We start from the raw sequence: 18,516 nt of genomic DNA, 5'->3' as shown, positions 1-18,516 counted from the left end.
TCCAGGGAGACGTGCAGCAGACCGGACCTCGCCGACTAAATAGAAACTGGCTCTACGGGTTTGATTTCGCACGCAAATCCGAGGCGCTCGATCTGCCGCACGAGCGCCTTGGCGCGGATGGTCGGGGCCGCCTTGCGGCCGTGATCAGGCCCGGGATCGACGTAAGCCGTGCCGGCCTTGAGCATGTGATAGATCGCGGTCAACATCGAAGCGGCGACCGCGCAGATCGCCTTCTTGGGGCCGCGCCGGCCGCGCAAGCGCTGGAACTGCGCCCTGATGTAGCTCGCCTTCTTGCGCACTCCGGCCCAGGCGGCCTGCACCAAGGCCGTCTTGAGCCAGGGCGCGCCCTTGCGCAGCCGCGTCGAGCGCCGCTTGCCCGCGCTCTCGTCGTTCCTCGGGCACAGCCCGGCCCAGGAGATCAGATGGCCGGCGGTCGGGAAGCGGCTCATGTCGGGGCCGATCTCGGAGAGGATCACCTGCGCGGTGAGGTCACTGATGCCCGGGATCGTCACCAGCAGCTTCACCGCTTCCCGGAAAGGGCCGAGGTCGCGCTCCACCTGCGCGTCGATCTCCGCGATCGCTCGCCCCAACCCGTCGTACTGGCGTAGATGCACACCGAGCAGGAAACGGTGGTGATCCCCGATCCGGCCCGTGAGCGCGGCCCGGATCGCCTCGGGCGCCGCCTTCACCCGTGGGCTGACCAGCGCCTGCAGCCCAGCCGGATCGCGCTCGCCCTTGACCAGCGCGTCGAGCACGGCGCGACCGGACTGGCCCATGATATCGGTGAGCACCGAGGCGAGCTTGAGGTTGGCCTCCTCGAGGGTCTTCTGGATGCGCTGGACGTGGCTGGCCTGCTCGCGGACCAGTTGCTTGCGGGTGCGCAGCAGGTCGCGCATCGCCTGGGTCTGGGCCTCGGGCACGAAGCTGGCGCGGATCAGGCCGTGGGCGAGCAGGTCGGAGAGCCAAACCGCGTCGGCGACGTCGGTCTTGCGGCCGGGCACGTTCTTGACATGGGCGGCATTGGCCAGGATCAGGGTGCGGCTGTCGGCGTCGAGGACCTGCCAGACCGGGCGCCAGTAGATGCCGGTCGCCTCCATGGCGACATGGGTGCAGGCGTGCTCGTCGAGCCAGGCGGAGAGGTCGAGCAGAGCGGGCGTGGTGGTGGCAAACGTACGCACCTCACGCTGAACCTCGCTGCTCTCGGCCAGACGGATGGCTGCGACGACGGTGTCCTTGTGAACATCGAGGGCGGCGCAGCGGGGGTAGAGGACCTCCATCACGATCTCCTTGCCGTCAGGCCGCCGGCGCAGGCTCCCGTGAGATCAAATCTAAATGACGCGCTCCGGGGCTGGCCCGAGGACCGGCCCGTGACGCAAGCGAGGGGACTGAAGAGGAGCCCGGATCCAACTGATACGCGGGGTCTGGCACACCAAAGACGAACCGATCTCTCCGCCGACGGCAAGTCCACTCTGCCATATGTTTCATCCGCAAGGGACCGCGAAGCCGGTGACGAACTGATACGAAATCTGGACGATCACTTCCGGATTTCGTATCATCAGCCCGCGCGGTGAAGCCGTAGGCTTCACACGCCTGAGCGAAGCCGCTTTCCGCATCGCGAAGCGATCAATCGGAAAGCGTATGAGACGATTTCTGTGCGGTCGGCGCAGGGAGCGGTGCCGACGAGCGGGCTTTATCCAGACAAGGCCGCCCGCGCCTTTTCGCTGACGTCGTTGCCGATCTGCATCACGTATCGAAACCAATCATCGAAATTTTCAAATGATACGACGTGAGCGAATAGCCTGGTTTTACTGTCTTTCCCTCGTCAAATTCTCGCTCATGCACCATGGGAGGGGGACGTGGGAATGCAAGCTGGAGCCCGGTCGAGACACTGGATCGTCGCCGCCATTCTGGCACCGATGAGTCTCGCGGCGACGGAGGCCGCCCGCGCCGCCGAATCGGCGCAGGGCGTGTACGTGCTGGGCAATCGCGGGCCGCTCGCCGGCGTGACCCCACCGCCAGGGTTCTACGTCGGAAGCCAGACGTATTATTACTCGGGAAACCTCGGGGGCAACCGCACCTTTCAGAGCGGCGGCGTCGCTGCCGCGAACGTCAAGCTCGATTTCAGCGCGGACTTCGTGACGCCGGTCTGGGTGACGCCGGCCGAGATCCTCGGCGGGAACCTCGGCCTCTCTATCACCCTCCCGTTCGGCACGCCGAATGTCGGCGCCGGGGCCGTTCTGTCCTCGCCGCGCATCGACCGCATCGTTGCCGGGCGCGAGCACGATGCCAATGTCAACGTGGGAGACATCTATCTCACCTCGTTCGTGGGGTGGCATTCCGGCAACCTCCATTGGAGCGCCACGCTGCTCGGCGTCGTGCCGTCCGGCTCCTACCAGCCCGGCCAGTTGTCCAACGTCGCGCTCAACCGTCCGGCCCTCGATCTCAGCGGCGCCCTGACCTATCTCGATCCGGTGCTCGGCTACGAACTCTCGGTGGTACCGGGGATCACCTTCAACTGGGTCAACCCGGCGACCCAGTATCTCACCGGAACCGAGTTCCACCTCGAGTGGTCGGCGTCGAAATACCTGAGCAAGGAGCTGTCGGTGGGGGTCGTGGGCTATTTCTACGATCAGCTCACGGGCGACAGCGGCGCGGGGAACCGCATCGGTCCGCTCAAGGGCCGGGTGACGGCGCTGGGCGGCCAGGTCGGCTACACGTTCAAGGTAGGCGACATCCCGGTTTCGACGAATGTCAGGTTCTTCCGGGAGTTCGACGTCCAGAACCGGTTCACCGGTACGGCGGCCTACCTGACGATATCGGCGCCGCTCTGGGTCGCCCCGTCGAAGCCGGCTGCCGAAAAGAAGCCCGCGATCACGAAAATTTAGGTTACTTCACGAGACTTTGGCCGTGCAGGCCCCGTGGGTCGGGCGCGCCGCGCAGGCCTCGCGCCCGCGCAGCGTCGACCGGGGGAGGGGGCAGGACCATGCGGACGCGCCTGCCCCCCTAGTCGACGCTCAGGCTCTTCGACGCGGCCGGCCGGCATCTGAGCTTCGCGCATGCGGCGGCCGAGTTGAACGTGACGCCCAGCGCGGCGAGCCACGCCATCCTCGCCCTCTGCCACATGCCGGTCGGCCTCGGCGCGACGGCCCTGGCGGTGATCGGCCTGTTCAACATGGTCGGCAGATGGGCCTGCGGCTGGCTCGGCGGCCGTTTCCGGCCGCGGCACGTGCTCGGCTGGCTCTGCGTGGTCCGGGGCGTCGCGACCGGCCTCTTCGTCGTCGCGCCGAAATCCGACACCGTCGTCGTCGCGGCGGTCATGGGCCTCACCTGGCTCGACACCATCCCGCTGACGAGCGGGCTCGTCGCGCGGGTCTTCGGGGTCCGTCATCTCGGCACGCTGTTCGGCATGGTCTTCCTGAGCCACCGGATCGGATCGTTCCTCGGGGCGTGGCTCGGCGGCGTCTTGCTGGACGTCACCGGCTCCTACGACGCGCTGTGGGCGGCCACCGCCCTCGCGGGGCTGCTGGCCGCACCGCTCCACTTTCCGATCGACGATCGGCCGGTTTCCGCCCGCCGGCTCCTCGCCGGGCACGCCTGACGGACGCCGCTCCCGGCGCGCGGAACGAGCCCGACCGGCCGTCCCGGAAAGAGTTCGGTGCGTCACCGCACCAGGTATTCCTTGCGCAGCATGCAATGCACGCCCTTGTGCTGGTTGACCGTCTGCGTCACCCGCAGGTCGGCGGCGATGCTGCAGAGCGCATAGGCCTCGTCGCGGGTGATGCCCGTGCGGGCGACCACGAGATCGATCATCTCCCGCAAGGCCCGCTCGGCGCAGCGGTCGAGGTCGGGATCGAGACCCATCGTGACGACGTGGTCCGGCGTCTCGGCCCGGGGGGTGGTGAGCCGCAGATCGCGGCGTATATGGAACTCGAAGGTGCCGGTGAGCGCCGTCTCGATCGCCGTGACGTTGACCTCGCCGTCGCCCTGCGCCCCATGCCCGTCGCCGCAGGAGAACAGGGCGCCCTCGACGAAGACCGGCAGGAAGAGCGTCGAGCCGGCGGTGAGCTCCTTGTTGTCGAGGTTGCCGCCGAAGGCGCGCGGGATGATCGAGGTGCAGCGGCCCCATTCCGGTGGCGGGGCCACCGCCATCACTCCGAAGAACGGCGACAGCGGGATGTCGAGACCCCAGGGCATCCGGGCGGTCAGGCGATTCCGGTCGAGGGGGATATTCATCTGGTGGAAGACGGGAAAATCGTCCGGCAGGGTCCCGGCGAGCGGCCGGTGGCGGTTGAAGCCCCAATCCTGGCGTAAACCGACGTCGAGGATCCGCACTTCCAGCACGTCGCCGGCCTGCGCGCCCTCGATCGCCACCGGACCGGTCAGGATGTGGCCTTGCGGGATGCCGGTCTCGGCGGCGTGGATCGCCAAGAGCTCCGGCGGCACGTGGAAGCCCGCTGGGGGCAGGGCGTCGGGGCCGCCGGAGACCGTCTCGATCGTGACCCGCTCGCCGCTGCGGACCGTGAGGACCGGCGGCACGGCCGCGTCGAGGTAGCCCCAGCGGCAGGTCTCGGGCGAGGCGGTCAGGCGATGCGTCATGCGGAAAAATCCGGGATCGGCGGGAGGCCGCAGCATCGCCCGGCGCCGGGGCTGCGTCGAGACCGTCGGCTGCGCCTTCCCGGCGCCGGGACCCGCGCGTATCCTCGCCGCCGTCAGGACTTGGGGAGACGTAAAGCCAGTGCGCCAGCTTGCGGCCCGACACGGTTTCGACGCGCAGGGCGCGGTCCGGGACCTCGCACTCACGATCGAGGACGGGCGGATTGCCGCGATCGGCCCCGCGGCGGCGGCGGACGACCTCGTCGTGCTGCCGGCGCTCGCCAATGCCCACGACCATGCCCGCCCGCTGCGGCCGAGCTCGGTCGGCGGCTTCAACAAGCCGCTCGAGACCTGGCTGCACCGGCTCGCGCTCCTCGCGCCGGTCGATCCCTATCTGGCGACGCTGGCGCCGCTCGCGCGCGCGGCGCTCGGCGGCCAGGGCGCGGTGATGATCCACCAGGTGCGTCCGGTCGGGCTGACCGACTACCCGACCGAAGTGGAGGCGATGGCGCGCGCCGCCCGCGACGTCGGTGTGCGCATCGCGCTGGGCATCGGCCTGCGCGACCGCAACCCCCTGGTCTACGGCGACCACGGGCCGGTGCTGGACGCCCTCGACCCCGAGGCGCGGGCGGAGATCGAGGCGCGCTTCCTCGCCCCCATGCTGCCGCTCGCCGAGCAGCTCGCCCGCGTCGAGGCGGTCGCCGCCTCGGTCGGTGGCCCGATGGTCGACGTGCAATACGCCCCGAACGGGCCGCAATGGGGCTCGGACGCGCTCTGGGAGGCGGTCGCCGAGGCCTCCGCCCGCACCGGGCGCCGGGTCACGACGCATCTCTTCGAGACCCGGTACCAGCGCGACTGGGCCGACCGGACCTATCCCGGCGGCCTCGTGCGGCGCTGGCGCGAGATCGGGCTGCTCTCGCCGCGGCTGACCCTCGCCCATTGCGTCCATGCCCGGCCGGACGAACTGGAGATGATCGCCGAGGCCGGCTGCATCATCGCCGTCAACACCTCGTCCAACCTCGCGCTCCGCTCCGGGATCGCGCCGGTCGCCGAGATGGTGCGCCGCGGCTGCCGGGTCGCGCTCGGCCTCGACGGCCAGGCCTTCGACGAGGACGACGACGCCTTGCGCGAATTGCGCCTGCTGTGGTCGCTCCATGGCGGCTGGGGCTTCGACGGCGAGGTCTCCCCCCGCCAGGCCCTGGCGATGGCGCTCGAGACCGGCCGCGCCGCGATCGGCGCGCCCGAGGGCGGGCGGATCGCCGTGGGGGCTCCCGCCGACCTCCTGGTGCTCGACCGCGCGGCGCTCGACGAGGACGCCCTGGCCGAGGTCGATCCCCTCGACCTGCTCTTCGCCCGCGCCACGAAAAGCCATGTCCGGGAGCTGATCGTCGCCGGGCGCACGGTCGTGCGGGACGGTGTCGTGCTCGGCGTCGATCTCGATGCGGCGCATCAGGCCTTGCGCGACGCGTGCCGGGCGGCGATGCCCGGACGCGCCGGCCTGTGGCGGGCGATGCCGGGCTTCGAGGCGGCGGTGGCCGGGTATTACCGTCGTGTCGGGTGTTGCTGAGGGGTTGTTTCGAGCATTTCTCTCGACTGGAGGCTTGATATGAGCAGTGTTGTCTCACCCTCTCACTTCATCCTGAGGTGTTGGCCGATCTTCGATGAACTGACACCTCAGGATGAGGTGGTTGGATAGGATTGTCGGATTATTTTTCAAAAATCTGATTGAATATTGTTTTTCGCCGCCGACTTGAGTAAAAATCCTACTTGATGAGCGTCATGTCAGTGATGCCCGGCCATATGCTGCCCGATCACCCCGATCTCGGCCCCCGCCGCCTCGGTCTCGTAGACGAGGCGGCCCTCCGACATCACCACGATCCGGTCCGACAATTCGAGGATCTCGTCGAGATCCTCGCTGATCAGCAGCACCGCCGCCCCGCCGTTGCGGGCTGCCACGATCTGCGACCGGATGTCCGACACCGCGGCGAAGTCGAGGCCGAAGCACGGATTGACCACGATCAGGAGATCGACCGGGTCGGTCAGCTCCCGGGCCAGCACCGCGCGCTGCACGTTGCCGCCCGACAGCGTGGCGATCGGCGCCTCGGCGGAGGCGGTCTTGACCCCGAACCGGGCGATCAGGTCGCGGGCGCGCCGGCGCATCGCGCCCTTGTCGAGCCAGAGGCCGGTGCGCCCGTCGTCGCGCCGGTCGAAGGCGCGAAAGCCGATATTCTCGGTCACCGACATCTGCGGCGCGCAGGCGTTGCGCAGGGGCTCCTCGGGGATGAACCGGACCTTTCGGCTCCGGCTCTCGGCCCGGGTTCCCGCGTAAGGCGCGCCCGCCACCGCGACGCGGCCGCCGGTGGCGCGGAGCTGGCCGCCGAGCACGTCGGCCAGCTCCTTCTGGCCGTTGCCGGAGACGCCCGCGATCCCGACGATCTCCCGGGCCCGCACGCGCAAGTCGTCGATCGCGATGCGGCGCAGGCCCGACGCATCGGTGGCGGTGACGCTGTCGAGCTGCAGTACGGTGCGGTCCGGATCCGGCGCGCCTGACCGGGCGGCGACCGCGCGGACCCGGCGCTCGCCCATCATCATCGCCGCCATGTCGTCGCGCGAGACCGCACCGACCGCGCCGCCGCCGGCGCGCCGGCCACGGCGCAGCACGCTGAAGGAGCGGGCGAAGGTCTCGACCTCGCGGAACTTGTGGCTGATCATCAGCACGGTCAGCGCCCCGGCATCGGTCATGCCGCGCAGCAAGCCCAGCACCTCCTCGGCCTCGCCAGGCGTCAGCACCGAGGTCGGCTCGTCGAGAATCAGGAACCGCGCCTTCAGATAGAGCTGCTTGACGATCTCGAGCTTCTGCTTCTCGCCCGCCGAGAGCGTGGCGACCGGCCGGTCGAGGTCGAGGCGGAACGGCATCCCGGCCATGAAGGCCGCGAGCGCCGCCCGCTCCCGGCCCCAATCGATGAGGCGCGGCACGTCGGCCCGGGCGATCACCAGGTTCTCGGCCCCGGTGAGCGAGGGCACCAGGGTGAAATGCTGGTAGACCATGCCGAGGCCCTGGGCCTGGGCTGCCTTCGGGCCGTCGATCGCAACCTCGCGGCCGTCGACGAGCAGGCTGCCGGCAGTCGGGGCGTAGAAGCCCATGATGCATTTCACCAGGGTCGACTTGCCGGCCCCGTTCTCGCCCAGCAGCGCGTGGAAGCCGCCGGCCTCGATCTTGATCGACACGTCGTCGAGGGCCGCGAAGGCGCCGAAGCGCTTCGTCATGCCGATCGTCTCGACCGCGAGGGCGCCCATCAGCGAAACGCCTCCAGAATCGCCGCCGAGGATGCGACGGCGCCGAACACGCCGCCCTGCATCGTCACCATCTTCAGCGCCGCCGCGTGGTTGCCCGGATCGGTCGCCGCGGTCGCGTCCGAGACGATGACGCATTCGAAGCCGCGGTCGTTGGCCTCGCGCATGGTGGTGTGGACGCAGACGTCGGTGGTGATCCCGGTCAGGATCAGGTTGCGGATGCCGCGCTGGGTCAGGATCAATTCGAGGTCGGTGGCGCAGAACGAGCCCTTGCCGGGCTTGTCGATGACCGGTTCGCCGGGGAGCGGCGCCAGTTCCGGGATGATCTCCCAGCCCGGTTCCCCCCGCACCAGCACCCGGCCGCAGGGGCCGGGATCGCCGATGCCGGCACCGATCCGGCGCGAGCGCCAGCGCTTGTTCGCCGGCAGGTCGGCGAGGTCCGGCCGGTGGCCCTCCCGGGTGTGGATGACGGTGTAGCCCGTCTCCCGCGCGGCCGCGAGCAGCCGGCCGATCGGCCCGATCGGGGCGCGGGTCAGGCCGAGATCGTAACCCATGGCATCGACATAGCCGCCCTTGCCGCAGAAATCGGTCTGCATGTCGATGATGACGAGCGCCGTAGTCCGGGGCGAGAGGCTGCCGTCGTAGGGCCAGGGATAGGGCTCGGCGGCGACGAAGGTGCCGGTGGAGGGGGCTTCCGCGCTGTCCGTGGCGATGCTCATGCGGCCTCCGCGATCTTGGTGCCGGGACGATTTTGTATTAACATCATGGTTGTGACGACGCGATTCGAATGGGACCCGGTCAAGTCCACATCGAACCTCCGAAAGCACGGCGTGAGCTTCGAGGAAGCGGCGCGCGTGTTCAGAGACGATCGAGATCATCCACATCATTTCCGCACGACGCGCCGGACGGGCCGAGCGAAAGCGATATGCGAACGAAGCACTCTAGCGTCACGATCGATGCCGCCGATCTGCCGCCGCTCACGGCGGAGCAGAACGCCCGGCTCGAAGCCTTGGCCGCGCGGCCCGACGACGAGATCGACTACAGTGAGATCCCGCCGCTCTCGGATGCGTTCTGGGCCGATGCGGTGCGGGGTCGATACGATCGGCCGACGAAGACGTCGACGACGGTCCGTATCGATTCCGACGTGCTGGCCTGGCTGCGAGCGCAAGGGCGCGGCTACCAGACCCGCATCAATGCGATCCTGCGCCGCGAGATGCTGGCGGCACTGAAGCGGGAAGAGTGACGCACCGCTCACTCCGCCGCCTCCTTCGCGCCCGCCGCCGCCCCGGGCCGGTAGCTCCGCGTCGGCGCCGGGATCCCGCAGGAGGTGCCGTCGGTGATCCTGACTTCCGCCTCCCAGGGCAGCCGGTAGCGGCCGGCGGCGAGGTCGTGCATGTAGGTGTAGGGGCAGTCGCCGGCGCCGCCCTTCACGGCGGCGTAGCCGCGATGGCCGAGCTGGTAGATGTTGTTCTCGACCCCCCAGTGCCGGCGCGCCTCGCGGACGAGATCGGGCCGCACCTCGGCGGTGATGATCTCGTCGGGCCGGCCGGAGGTGCCGTGGGCGATGATCGTGCCGTCGAAATTGACGACCATGCCCTCGCCCATCGAATCGAAGGTGCCGTCCGAGCCGCACATGCAGACGTTCGCGGTCACCATCAGGTTGCAGAAGGCGTTGGACTGGTTGGTGAAGCGCCAGGCCTCGCGGATCGGCGCGGTGTAGCCGGCGGTGCGCAGCATGATCTCGGCGCCTTTGTAGGCGCATTCCCGCGCCATCTCGGGGAACATGCCGTCGTGGCAGATGATGAGGGCGAGCTTGGCCCCTTTGGGCCCGTCGATCACCGGGATGCCGGTGTCGCCCGGCTCCCACGGCTCGACCGGCACCCAAGGGTGCATCTTGCGATAATAGAGCCGCAGCTCGCCGGTGTCGTCGATGATCAGGCCGACGTTATAGGGATTGCCGTGGGGATTGTACTCCATGATGGAGAAGCAGCCCCAGATCCGGTTGTCGAGGCAGGCCTGTTTGAACGCCGCGACCTCCGGCCCGTCGAGGCGGCACATAATCTCGGGATTGGTGTCCATCGAGAGGCCGTGCAGGGCGTATTCGGGGAAGACCACGAGGTCCATCCCGGCGAGGTTTCCCCGCGCCTTGCCCACCATCGCGACGATGCGGGCGGTCTGGGCCGCGAGGTCGGCCGGGGTCGCGACGACCGGCAATTGCAGCTGCACGAGGCCGATGACGACGCCGTCCGGCGCCTTGTTCAATCCGCCGAGGCCATTCATGCGGTACTCCTTTTCCTTTGCGCTCCTGCATCGCCATGGCGATGCAGGAGCGTTCGGCGCATCGGCGCCGGCGCCCGGTCGGGCTTGCCCGGCGCGGTCGACCGAAGCCGTTCGACAACGCCGCGAATTGCGTTCAACGCGACAGGCCGAGCTCGCCCGGCGCGCCCGCCAGCGCCCGGTCGGGCGAGGAGGTGGCGACGAGGAGCCCGAGGGTGAGGACGTAGGGGGCGGCGTAGAACAGGTAGTAGCCCGAGGAGACGCCGACCGATTGCAGGGCGGGGCCCAGGGCGCCGGCGCCGCCGAACAGGAGCGCCGCGCCGAAGCAGGCGAGCGGATTCCACCGGGCGAAGATGACGAGCGCCACCGCCATCAGCCCCTGGCCCGACGAGATGCCCTCGTTCCACGAGCCCGGATAATACAGCGACAGGTAGGCGCCGCCGATGCCCGCGAGCACGCCCCCCGCCATGGTGGCGAGCACCCGCACCCGCGTGACGGAGGTGCCCATGGCCCGCGCCGCCTCGGCGCTGTCGCCGACGACCCGGACCACCAGGCCCGCCTTGGTGTGGCGGAACGCCCACCACAGCACGACGCTCAAGGCGGCGCCGACGAGGAATAGCACGTTGACCCGCAAGGCCGCCTGGACCTGTGGCAGGTCCGACCAGAACCCGAACGGAATCGACGGCAGGGGCGGCGCCGAGGGCTGGATGAAGGGCTTGCCGAGGAAGAAGGCGAGGCCGAGGCCGAACAGCATCAGGGCGATGCCGACCGCGACGTCGTTGACCCGCGGCAGCGAGCAGATCACCCCGTGCAGGAGGCCGAAGCCGGCGCCGGCCAGGCCCGCCGCCGCGACGCCGGCCCAGGGCGAGCCGGTGAGGAATGCGGTGGCGTAGGCCGCCATCGCCCCGAAGACCAGGGTGCCCTCCAGGCCGAGATTGATCCGCCCGGCCCGCTCGGTGATCGTCTCGCCGAGGCTGACGAACAGGAACGGGGTCGAGACGCGGATCGCGCCGCCGATCACCGCGAGCGGCACCGTCCAGAGGCCGAGATCCTGGCTCATGTCGCGGAGGCCTTCCTGGACGCCCAGAGATGCGGGCTGAAGATCTTGAAGCGCCCATAGGCCGTCTCGCCGACCAGCAGGCAGAGGAAGAGGAGGCCCTCCAGCACCAGGATCGTGGCGTCGGGCAATTGCATCCGGCGCTGGATCAGCCCGCCCGACGCCTCCAGGCCGCCCAGCGCCAGCGCCACCGGCGGGATCGCCAGCGGGTTGTGGCGGGCGAGGAAGGCGACCAGGATGCCGGTGAAGCCGTAGCCGGCGGCGAGCGTCGCGTTGGCGTTGCCCTGAACCGCCGCGACCTCGAAGAAGCCGGCGAGCGCAGCAGCGGCGCCGCCCAGCGCCGTGAAGCCGACGATCAGGCGGCGCACCGGCAGGCCCTGGATCTGCGCCGCCCGCACGTTGCCGCCGGCGATCCGGACGGAGAAGCCCAGCGTCGTGCGGTCCATCAGCAGCCAGGCGGCGAGGCAGGCTACGACGCCGGCACCGAGCCCCCAATGCACGCCGATTCCCGGCATGGCCCCGAGCATGTTGGCCTCGCCGACCGGCAGGGTCGAGGGCTTGTTGAGGCTCGTCGGATCGCGCAGCGGCCCCTCGATCAGGTGGTTGGCGAGCGCGATCGCGATGTAGGACATCAGCAGGCTGGCGATCGTCGCGTCGACGCCGCGATAGGCCTTGAGCGCCCCGACCGCGCCGATCCAGGCGGCCCCCGCCAGCATCGCGGCGAGAGCCATCGCGGCGATGACCAAGGGCGCCGGTGCGCCCGAGAGGGGAGGGGCCGCGACAGCCGCCGCGAGGCCGCCGAGCACGATCGCCCCCTCGCCGCCGATCACCACCAGCCCGAGCCGGGCGGGCAGCGCGACGCAGAGGCCCGCGAAGAGCAGCGGCGCGGCGCGCTGGAGGCTGTTCTGCCACGCGAAGGCCGAGCCGAAGCCGCCGCGCCAGACGAGATCGACCAGGGCGGCCGGAGACTTGCCGAGGGTGACGAGGAACAGGCTGAACAGGGCGAGCCCGACCAGCACCGCGCCGAGCGGGATCGCCACCGCCTCGGCGCGCCGGGCGAGCCAGGCCAGGGCCCGGATCGCGGGCGCGTGCCGCGTCTCGGCGGCCGTCATGCCCGATGGGGCGGCATCGGCGACCATGGGGGGAACCCTCCGGTACCGCGGCTCACACCGCCCCCTTCACCCCGGCGACGAGATAATTCGTGCTCTCCAGTTCGATCGCCTTCTCGGGCAGGCCCTTGCCGGCGGCGAGCACCTCCTTGCCGGTATTGTCCTTGAGCGGTCCCTTGATGATCTCGTAGCCGCCCTTCATCATCTCGGCCTTGACCGCATCGGCGTTGCGCCGCGCCCCGTCGCTCACCGCCGGCCCGTAGGGGCTCATCTTGACGAAGCCGTCGGCGAGCCCGCCACGCAAGAAGTTCGGCGGGCTGCGGCCGGCCTGCACGTCGGCGACGAAGCTCTTGTAGATCGGCAGCCAGTCCCACTCGGCCCCGGTGAGGTAGGTCTTGGGGGCGAGCGGCGACTGGTCGACGTGGTAGCCGCACACGAAGGCGCCGCGGCGGGCGGCGGTCTCGACCGTGACCTTCGGGCTGTCGACGTGGCAGGTGATCACGTCGGCGCCGCCGTCGATCAGCGCGTTGGTGGCCTCGGCCTCCTTGACGGCGAGCGACCATTCACCGGTAAAGATCACCTGGCAGGTGATTCCCGGATCGACGCTCTGCGCGCCGAGCAGGAAGGCGTTGACGTTGTTGAGGACCTGCGGGATGGGCTTGGCCGCCACGAAGCCGATCTTCTTCGACTTCGTGGTGTGGCCGGCCACGATGCCGTTCAGGTACTGGCCCTGCGCGATGTAGCCGAAATAGGATCCGGCATTCTTCGGGTCCTTCTCGGTCCACAGCCCGCCGCAATGCCGGAACTGCACCTTCGGGTTCTTCTTCGCCTCGGCGACCACGAAGGGGTTGAAGTAGCCGAACGAGGTCGGGAACAGCAGGCCGGCCCCGTCGAGATTGATCATGCTCTCCATGGTCTTCTCGACGGCGTTGGTCTCGGGCACCCGCTCCTCCTCGATCACCTCGAGGCCGGGCAGGCCCTTGAGCGCCTTGGCGGCGACCGCGTGGGCCTGGTTGTAGCCGTAATCGTCCTTCGGCCCGACATAGATGAACCCGACCGTCAGGGGCCCGGCGGCCCGCGCCCGCCCGGGCAGGCCGGCGAGGCCGATTGCGGCCGCGCCGCCGAGAAGATGCCGCCGGGTGAGATCAATCTTCGTCACAGCGTCGCGCTCCGCCGGCAAGAAATCCGTGCAGACCGAAGACTAGAACCAGGTGTTCCGGCGGCGAAGCATGGAATTTCGGCACCGCGCCGCCGCCGCCGCGCTCGGGCGGGCGAAGGATTCGGACGCCCTCGCCCAAATTCGCATCCTTGTATGCACAATCGCGCGCCAGGTCTCGCGGGCCCGGACGGGTTTCGCGCTGGATACCCGGGGGCCATAGCGGTTCGCAGGATGGCCTTCCGCGGCATCGCCATGTATGCACGGCGGTGGCTGCGGAACCCGGCTCGCGCAGCCGGAGGAGGCGGCCGCGCCGGACCCCGATGTCGGGGATCGTGTCATCGTGAGGAGGGCGTCCGTTCCCGTGGCCGTCTCGAAGACCCGCGCCGACCTCCTGTCCGAGCGCATCGCCGACGAGATCCTGGCCGGCATCCTGCCGCCGGGGATGCATCTCGACGAGCAGGTGCTGGCCCGGCGCTTCGGGGTGTCGCGCACGCCGGTGCGCGACGCGCTGCGCCTGCTCAGCGGGACCGGGCTGATCGACATCCGCCCGCGGCTCGGGGCTACCGTCCGGACGGTGACGACCGAGGAGCTCGACACCCTGTTCGTCGCCATGGGGGAGATCGAGGCGAGCTGCGCCCGCCTCGCGACGCTCTGCATGACCCGGCCCGAGCGGGCGGCTTTGCGCGCCCATCACGAGGCGATGGCGGGGCTCGCCGCCGCCGGCGACCGCGAGGCCTATGTCGAGGCGAATCTCGAGTTCCACGGCCTCATCTACGCGGGCGCCCACAACCCGCCGATCGAGGAGGTCGCCCGGGCCCTGCGGCGGCGGCTGATGCCCTACCGGCGCGCGCAGTTCCAGGCGCCGGGGCGGCTCGCCCGCTCGCATGCCGAGCACGACCTCGTGGTCCGCGCGGTCCTCGCCCGCGACGCCGCCGGGGCCAATGCGGCGATGCTCGTCCATATGAGCGTGGTCGAGGACGTGGTCGTCGACATGACGGGGGCGAGCCAGCGCGAGGCCCCGTGGCCCGGTGACCCGCCTCCCGGGAGGCGCGGGGCGCCGCGCCGGGACGACGGCCCGCCCGATGCGCGCCCTGCCCGAAACTCGCGCAACGCCGCGCGCCGATGAGGCAGGCGCTTTTGCTTGCGTGCATACATGATGGCGGCAAGACGCCTCGAGGACATCCCATGCCGCGCATCCTCACCATCCCCGCCGAGCCCGGACCGCTGACGATCGACCTCGACGCCACGGCCCTCGTCATCATCGACATGCAGCGCGACTTCCTGGAGCCCGGCGGCTTCGGCGAGAGCCTCGGCAACGACGTGTCGCTCCTCGCCGCGGCCGTGCCGCCGTGCGGGGCGCTGCTGGCGGCGGCGCGGGATGCCGGCCTCCTCGTCGTCCATACCCGCGAGGGCCACGCGCCGGACCTGTCCGACGCGCCGCCCGCCAAGGTCGCCCGCGGCGCCCCGCGCGCCCGGATCGGCGAGCCCGGCCCGATGGGCCGGATTCTGATCCGGGGCGAGGCCGGGCACGACATCGTCCCCGACCTCGCGCCCGCCCCCGGCGAGATCGTGATCGACAAGCCCGGCAAGGGCGCGTTCTACGCCACCGGTCTCGGGGCGGTGCTGGCGGAGCACGGCATCGCGAACCTGATCGTCTGCGGCGTCACCACCGAGGTGTGCGTCCACACAACGGTGCGCGAGGCGAACGACCGCGGCTATCGCTGCCTCGTCGTGTCGGATGCCTGCGGCTCGTACATCCCGGCCTTCCACGCGGCGGGCCTCGCGATGATCGTCGCGCAGGGCGGCATCTTCGGCTGGGTGGCGCCGAGCGCCGTCGTGCTCCCGGCCGTCGCACGGGTGGGCAAGCCGTAGCCGGGGGGCACAGCCGCGCGGCCGGGGTGCCCCGACGGCCGCCTCCGAGGCCTGAAAAACTTGGGGTCGATGAAACATTGGGCCGAGCAAAACCCGGGTCAGTAAAATTTGCCGTTCGGCGACCGTTCTTGCTTCGATGAAGGTAGGAGCCGCGGCACACTCCTTGCGTGACTTTCCTGTGCCGTCGGGGCGGGGCGAGGACACCGTGCGACCCGCTCCCGCGCAGCCGCCGCCGATTGCGGGCCGGCCGATGCCGCCTCAGGAAGCAACGGTGTCGGCGGACCGGGACGTGAATCGCGCTGGGGGGGGCCGGTGTCTCGTGTCTTCCGAGACGAAGGAGATGCGATCAGATGACGGCTGTCGATCGGAGGGACGAGATCGTGAACAGGCGGGATATCCTTGTCGGCGGCGCCGCTTCCCTGGCCGCCGGCCTGACCGGCATGGGCCCGGCCCGGGCGGCGGGGGAGGTGCTGATCGGTGCCGTCTACCCGATGTCCGGGTCGAGCGCTCAGGTCGGGGTCGATGGCCGCCACGCCCTCGAGACCGCGATCGAGATCGTCAACGGCGTCCACGACCTCGACCTGCCGGGCGCCCGCACGGCCGGGCTCGCCGGTCTCGGCGGCGCGAAGATCCGCCTGGTCATGGCCGATCACCAGGGCGATCCGCAGAAGGGCCGCTCGGAAGCCGAGCGCCTCATCACGCAGGACAAGGTCGTCGGCGTCGTCGGCACCTATCATTCCTCGGTCGCCGCGACGGTGAGCGTCACCTGCGAGCGCTACGGCGTGCCCTTCGTCGCCGCCGACAGCTCGTCGCCGAGCCTGCATCGACGCAATCTGAAGTATTTTTTCCGCCCCGCCGCCCACGACGAGATGTTCTCCGTCGCCATCTTCGATTTCCTCGATGCCCAGAAGAAGGCCGGGCAGACGATCGAGACGGTCGCCCTGTTCTACGAAGACACGATCTTCGGGACCGACTCGTCCAACGTGCAGCGCAAGCTGGCGAAGGAGCGCGGCTACAAGGTCGCGGCCGACGTCAAGTACCGCGCAAGCTCGCCGTCCCTGACCGCCGAGGTCCAGCAGCTCAAGAGCGCCGACGCCGACGTGCTGCTGCCGTCCAGCTACACGACGGACGCCATCCTTCTCGTCAAGACCATGGCGGAACTCGGATACAGGCCGCGCAACATCATCGCGCAGGCGGCCGGGTTCGCCGAGAAGGCGACGTTCGACAGTGTCGGCGACAAGCTCAACGGCCTCATCAGCCGCGCGTCCTTCGCCCTCGACCTGGCCGCGAAACGCCCCGCCATCGGCGCGGTGAACGGCATGTACAAGGCCCGCGCCGGCCGGGACCTCAACGACAACACGTCCCGGCTCGTCGAAGCGATGCTGGTGATGGCGGATGCGGTCGACCGGGCCAAGTCCACCGACGGCGCGAAGATCCGCGACGCCCTGATGGCGACGGACACGCCGGCCGAGCAGACCATCATGCCCTGGCGGGGCATCAAGTTCGGGCCCGATGGGCAGAATACCCTGTGCGATCCGGTCCTCATCCAGTACCAGGACGGCCAATTCGTGACCGTCTTCCCGAAGGAGTTTGCATCATCCCGCCTGCTGTGGCCGATGAACGCCTAGAGCATTTTCCGACGAAGTGGAAACCGGTTCGTCGCAGAGAATGCGTCAAAACAAAGTCCTGGAGAGCTTCGCGATGGCAACGCGATCGTGAGGCGCTCTAGGGCCGATCGATCATCTTTCCGGAAGACGATCCTTCCTCGGCCGAGAGGGACCGGAGATCGTTGCGACGGGCTCCGGTTCCGGGGCTTGCTCGGCCGGCAGGCAAGGGCAATGCGTCGTCGAAATCCAGAGTTGTGGCGCGAGCAGTCGAAAAATAGTGCTCTGGTGCGCGAAACCGGACGACTTGTGCAAGGATCGGGGCTGGTTTTTCTTACGAAAGGCATCAGAAGGCATTTATAAATCTCTTTTACCGTAATATTATGCCGATATTATGTTTGTCTGCACGAGATCGGCTTCGCAGAAAAATTTTCCCTTCCCATCCGCAACCTTATCCTGAGATGCGGGCGATCGAAGGTCGCTGAGCCTCGAAGGAGGGATCCAGAAGTCTCGCGATCCCTGGAGCCCTCCTTCGAGGTCCGTCGATTTTCCATCGACTGCCGCGCCTGACCGGTCCGGTCGTCGACGAGGGTCGTCGTTGATCCAGCGCAACGTGCCCCCGGGCCGGGCTGCCAGACTCGCTCGCAGACTCAACTTGGCGTTGGACACGGGCGGGGCGGCCATGATCGAGAACCTGCGGACCATCCTGATCGCCCTGACGGAGCGGCTCGGCGACGAGATGCCGTCCAGCGCGCTCGCCTACGGCCTGTCGCTGGCGGAGCGCGCGCAGGCGCGGGTGACGGTCCAGGCGGTCTCGGTCCGGCTGGTCCTGCCGCATGCCTGGATCAGCCGCTTCGTCGGCATGGTCGTTGCCGCCGAGAACCGGCGGCTGCGGGAGCTGGCGCAGGAGGTGGCCGAGCGGGCCTGGGGCGACGCGGCCGCCGCCGGCATCCTGTGCAGAGCGGAGGCCGAGCACCTGTCCTACGACCGCCTGCTCGCGCGCTTCGCGGGTGAGGGGCGGCTGCACGACCTCGCGGTGATCGACGCCGAGCCGCGGGCGCTGACGGGGGATCGCGGCCTGATCGAGACCCTCCTGTTCGAGAGCGGACGCCCGCTGATCGTCGTCCCGCCGGGCTGCGCGACGTTCACGGTGCGCCGCATCCTGGTCGCCTGGGACGGCAGCGCCCAGGCGGCCCGCGCCCTGCGCGACGCCCTGCCGTTCCTGCGACAGGCCGACATCGTCGAGATCGTCGCGGTGACCGGCGAGAAGGATCTGTCCGGCTCGGTCCCGGGGGTCGAGGCGGCGCCGGGCCTGGCGCATCACGGCGTCGCCGTGACCGTTACCGATCTGCCGGCCGCGGATGGCGATGTCGCCGGGACCTTGCGCCGCCACGCGACCGCGACCGGGGCGGACATGGTCGTGATGGGCGCCTTCGTCCACTCCCTCCTGCGCGAGACGGTGCTCGGCGGGGTGACGCAGGAGATGCTGCGCGCCTGCCCCGTCCCGCTCCTGATGGCGCATTGAGCCGGATCGGACTCCAGACGATCGAC

Annotated in this window: 15 protein-coding genes and 2 pseudogenes; 9 read left to right on the top strand and 8 right to left on the bottom strand. The window is 69.6% G+C overall.

Annotated elements, in window-relative coordinates; genetic code table 11:
* Positions 1-35: 35 nt before the first annotated feature.
* A complete protein-coding gene (locus tag AC3AOF_RS30605) occupies positions 36-1,277 on the bottom strand; it encodes an IS110 family RNA-guided transposase (protein WP_236987753.1) in 1,242 nt (413 codons plus the stop codon).
* Positions 1,278-1,916: 639 nt separating this feature from the next.
* On the opposite strand from AC3AOF_RS30605, the gene AC3AOF_RS30600 reads away from it, so the two are divergent.
* Together AC3AOF_RS30600 and AC3AOF_RS30595 are read left to right on the top strand one after the other, a co-directional pair.
* Entirely contained in the window at positions 1,917-2,885 is a 969-nt protein-coding gene (locus AC3AOF_RS30600) for a SphA family protein (RefSeq protein WP_488349461.1), read from the top strand.
* Between the two features lie 140 nt (positions 2,886-3,025).
* A pseudogene (locus AC3AOF_RS30595) lies at positions 3,026-3,598 on the top strand (MFS transporter); the annotation flags it as partial.
* Positions 3,599-3,660: 62 nt separating this feature from the next.
* Here the strand turns inward: AC3AOF_RS30595 and AC3AOF_RS30590 are convergent.
* Positions 3,661-4,596, bottom strand: a complete 936-nt coding sequence (locus AC3AOF_RS30590; RefSeq protein WP_488349339.1) for an acetamidase/formamidase family protein — start codon at positions 4,594-4,596, stop codon at positions 3,661-3,663.
* A 139-nt stretch (positions 4,597-4,735) separates the two neighbouring features.
* Here AC3AOF_RS30590 and AC3AOF_RS30585 point away from each other — a divergent pair, with 139 nt between their 5' ends.
* Positions 4,736-6,160 carry an amidohydrolase family protein gene (locus AC3AOF_RS30585; RefSeq protein ID WP_488349338.1) on the top strand — a complete coding sequence of 475 codons (1,425 nt, stop codon included), beginning with the start codon at positions 4,736-4,738 and terminating at the stop codon, positions 6,158-6,160.
* 215 nt (positions 6,161-6,375) lie between these two features.
* On the opposite strand, the gene AC3AOF_RS30580 is transcribed toward AC3AOF_RS30585, so the two are convergent.
* Entirely contained in the window at positions 6,376-7,890 is a 1,515-nt protein-coding gene (locus AC3AOF_RS30580) for an ABC transporter ATP-binding protein (RefSeq protein WP_488349337.1), read from the bottom strand.
* On the bottom strand, positions 7,890-8,606 hold the full coding sequence (gene biuH, locus AC3AOF_RS30575) for a biuret amidohydrolase (RefSeq protein WP_488349336.1): 717 nt from the start codon (positions 8,604-8,606) through the stop codon (positions 7,890-7,892). The genes AC3AOF_RS30580 and biuH overlap by 1 nt, the downstream gene beginning before the upstream one ends.
* Before the next feature lie 45 nt (positions 8,607-8,651).
* Between biuH and AC3AOF_RS30570 the strand changes: the two are divergent.
* Both AC3AOF_RS30570 and AC3AOF_RS30565 read left to right on the top strand, forming a co-directional pair.
* Positions 8,652-8,753: pseudogene (locus AC3AOF_RS30570) on the top strand (BrnT family toxin); the annotation flags it as partial.
* A gap of 59 nt (positions 8,754-8,812) precedes the next feature.
* Entirely contained in the window at positions 8,813-9,130 is a 318-nt protein-coding gene (locus AC3AOF_RS30565; RefSeq protein WP_488349335.1) for a BrnA antitoxin family protein, read from the top strand.
* Positions 9,131-9,138: 8 nt separating this feature from the next.
* Here AC3AOF_RS30565 and AC3AOF_RS30560 read toward each other — a convergent pair whose 3' ends face one another.
* The 4 genes from AC3AOF_RS30560 to AC3AOF_RS30545 all read right to left on the bottom strand — a co-directional run bounded on the left by AC3AOF_RS30560 (position 9,139) and on the right by AC3AOF_RS30545 (position 13,489).
* Positions 9,139-10,167 carry a formamidase gene (locus AC3AOF_RS30560; protein WP_488349334.1) on the bottom strand — a complete coding sequence of 343 codons (1,029 nt, stop codon included), beginning with the start codon at positions 10,165-10,167 and terminating at the stop codon, positions 9,139-9,141.
* Positions 10,168-10,300: 133 nt separating this feature from the next.
* On the bottom strand, positions 10,301-11,224 hold the full coding sequence (locus tag AC3AOF_RS30555; RefSeq protein WP_236993036.1) for an ABC transporter permease: 924 nt from the start codon (positions 11,222-11,224) through the stop codon (positions 10,301-10,303).
* Positions 11,221-12,360, bottom strand: a complete 1,140-nt coding sequence (locus AC3AOF_RS30550) for an ABC transporter permease (protein WP_442919387.1) — start codon at positions 12,358-12,360, stop codon at positions 11,221-11,223. Before AC3AOF_RS30550 ends, AC3AOF_RS30555 begins: the two co-directional genes overlap by 4 nt.
* 25 nt (positions 12,361-12,385) lie before the next feature.
* Positions 12,386-13,489, bottom strand: coding sequence for a BMP family ABC transporter substrate-binding protein (locus AC3AOF_RS30545; RefSeq protein WP_488349333.1), 1,104 nt, complete (start codon positions 13,487-13,489; stop codon positions 12,386-12,388).
* A 361-nt stretch (positions 13,490-13,850) separates the two neighbouring features.
* Here AC3AOF_RS30545 and AC3AOF_RS30540 point away from each other — a divergent pair, with 361 nt between their 5' ends.
* The 4 genes from AC3AOF_RS30540 to AC3AOF_RS30525 all read left to right on the top strand — a co-directional run bounded on the left by AC3AOF_RS30540 (position 13,851) and on the right by AC3AOF_RS30525 (position 18,490).
* Positions 13,851-14,615 carry a GntR family transcriptional regulator gene (locus AC3AOF_RS30540; protein WP_488349332.1) on the top strand — a complete coding sequence of 255 codons (765 nt, stop codon included), beginning with the start codon at positions 13,851-13,853 and terminating at the stop codon, positions 14,613-14,615.
* 59 nt (positions 14,616-14,674) lie between these two features.
* Positions 14,675-15,361, top strand: coding sequence for a cysteine hydrolase family protein (locus AC3AOF_RS30535; protein ID WP_488349331.1), 687 nt, complete (start codon positions 14,675-14,677; stop codon positions 15,359-15,361).
* 350 nt (positions 15,362-15,711) lie between these two features.
* Complete coding sequence (locus AC3AOF_RS30530) at positions 15,712-16,989, top strand: ABC transporter substrate-binding protein (RefSeq protein ID WP_488349330.1); 1,278 nt, start codon at positions 15,712-15,714, stop codon at positions 16,987-16,989.
* Between the two features lie 658 nt (positions 16,990-17,647).
* Entirely contained in the window at positions 17,648-18,490 is an 843-nt protein-coding gene (locus tag AC3AOF_RS30525; RefSeq protein ID WP_236993041.1) for a universal stress protein, read from the top strand.
* The last annotated feature ends 26 nt before the right edge of the window (positions 18,491-18,516 follow it).

The sequence above is a fragment of the Methylobacterium sp. 142-1Y genome (assembly GCF_057747795.1).
The sequence above is the reverse complement of the archived record's forward strand: the minus strand, read 5'-3'. Positions and strand labels throughout refer to the sequence as shown.

Coding starts and splice junctions, on each gene's coding strand:
- AC3AOF_RS30550 (WP_442919387.1), bottom strand. CDS start 12,360: ATGGTCGCCGATGCCGCCCCATCGGGCATGACGGCCGCCGAGACGCGG.
- AC3AOF_RS30580 (WP_488349337.1), bottom strand. CDS start 7,890: ATGGGCGCCCTCGCGGTCGAGACGATCGGCATGACGAAGCGCTTCGGC.
- AC3AOF_RS30565 (WP_488349335.1), top strand. CDS start 8,813: ATGCGAACGAAGCACTCTAGCGTCACGATCGATGCCGCCGATCTGCCG.
- AC3AOF_RS30525 (WP_236993041.1), top strand. CDS start 17,648: ATGATCGAGAACCTGCGGACCATCCTGATCGCCCTGACGGAGCGGCTC.
- AC3AOF_RS30560 (WP_488349334.1), bottom strand. CDS start 10,167: ATGAATGGCCTCGGCGGATTGAACAAGGCGCCGGACGGCGTCGTCATC.
- biuH (WP_488349336.1), bottom strand. CDS start 8,606: ATGAGCATCGCCACGGACAGCGCGGAAGCCCCCTCCACCGGCACCTTC.
- AC3AOF_RS30530 (WP_488349330.1), top strand. CDS start 15,712: ATGACGGCTGTCGATCGGAGGGACGAGATCGTGAACAGGCGGGATATC.
- AC3AOF_RS30600 (WP_488349461.1), top strand. CDS start 1,917: ATGAGTCTCGCGGCGACGGAGGCCGCCCGCGCCGCCGAATCGGCGCAG.
- AC3AOF_RS30605 (WP_236987753.1), bottom strand. CDS start 1,277: ATGGAGGTCCTCTACCCCCGCTGCGCCGCCCTCGATGTTCACAAGGAC.
- AC3AOF_RS30535 (WP_488349331.1), top strand. CDS start 14,675: ATGCCGCGCATCCTCACCATCCCCGCCGAGCCCGGACCGCTGACGATC.
- AC3AOF_RS30590 (WP_488349339.1), bottom strand. CDS start 4,596: ATGACGCATCGCCTGACCGCCTCGCCCGAGACCTGCCGCTGGGGCTAC.
- AC3AOF_RS30555 (WP_236993036.1), bottom strand. CDS start 11,224: ATGAGCCAGGATCTCGGCCTCTGGACGGTGCCGCTCGCGGTGATCGGC.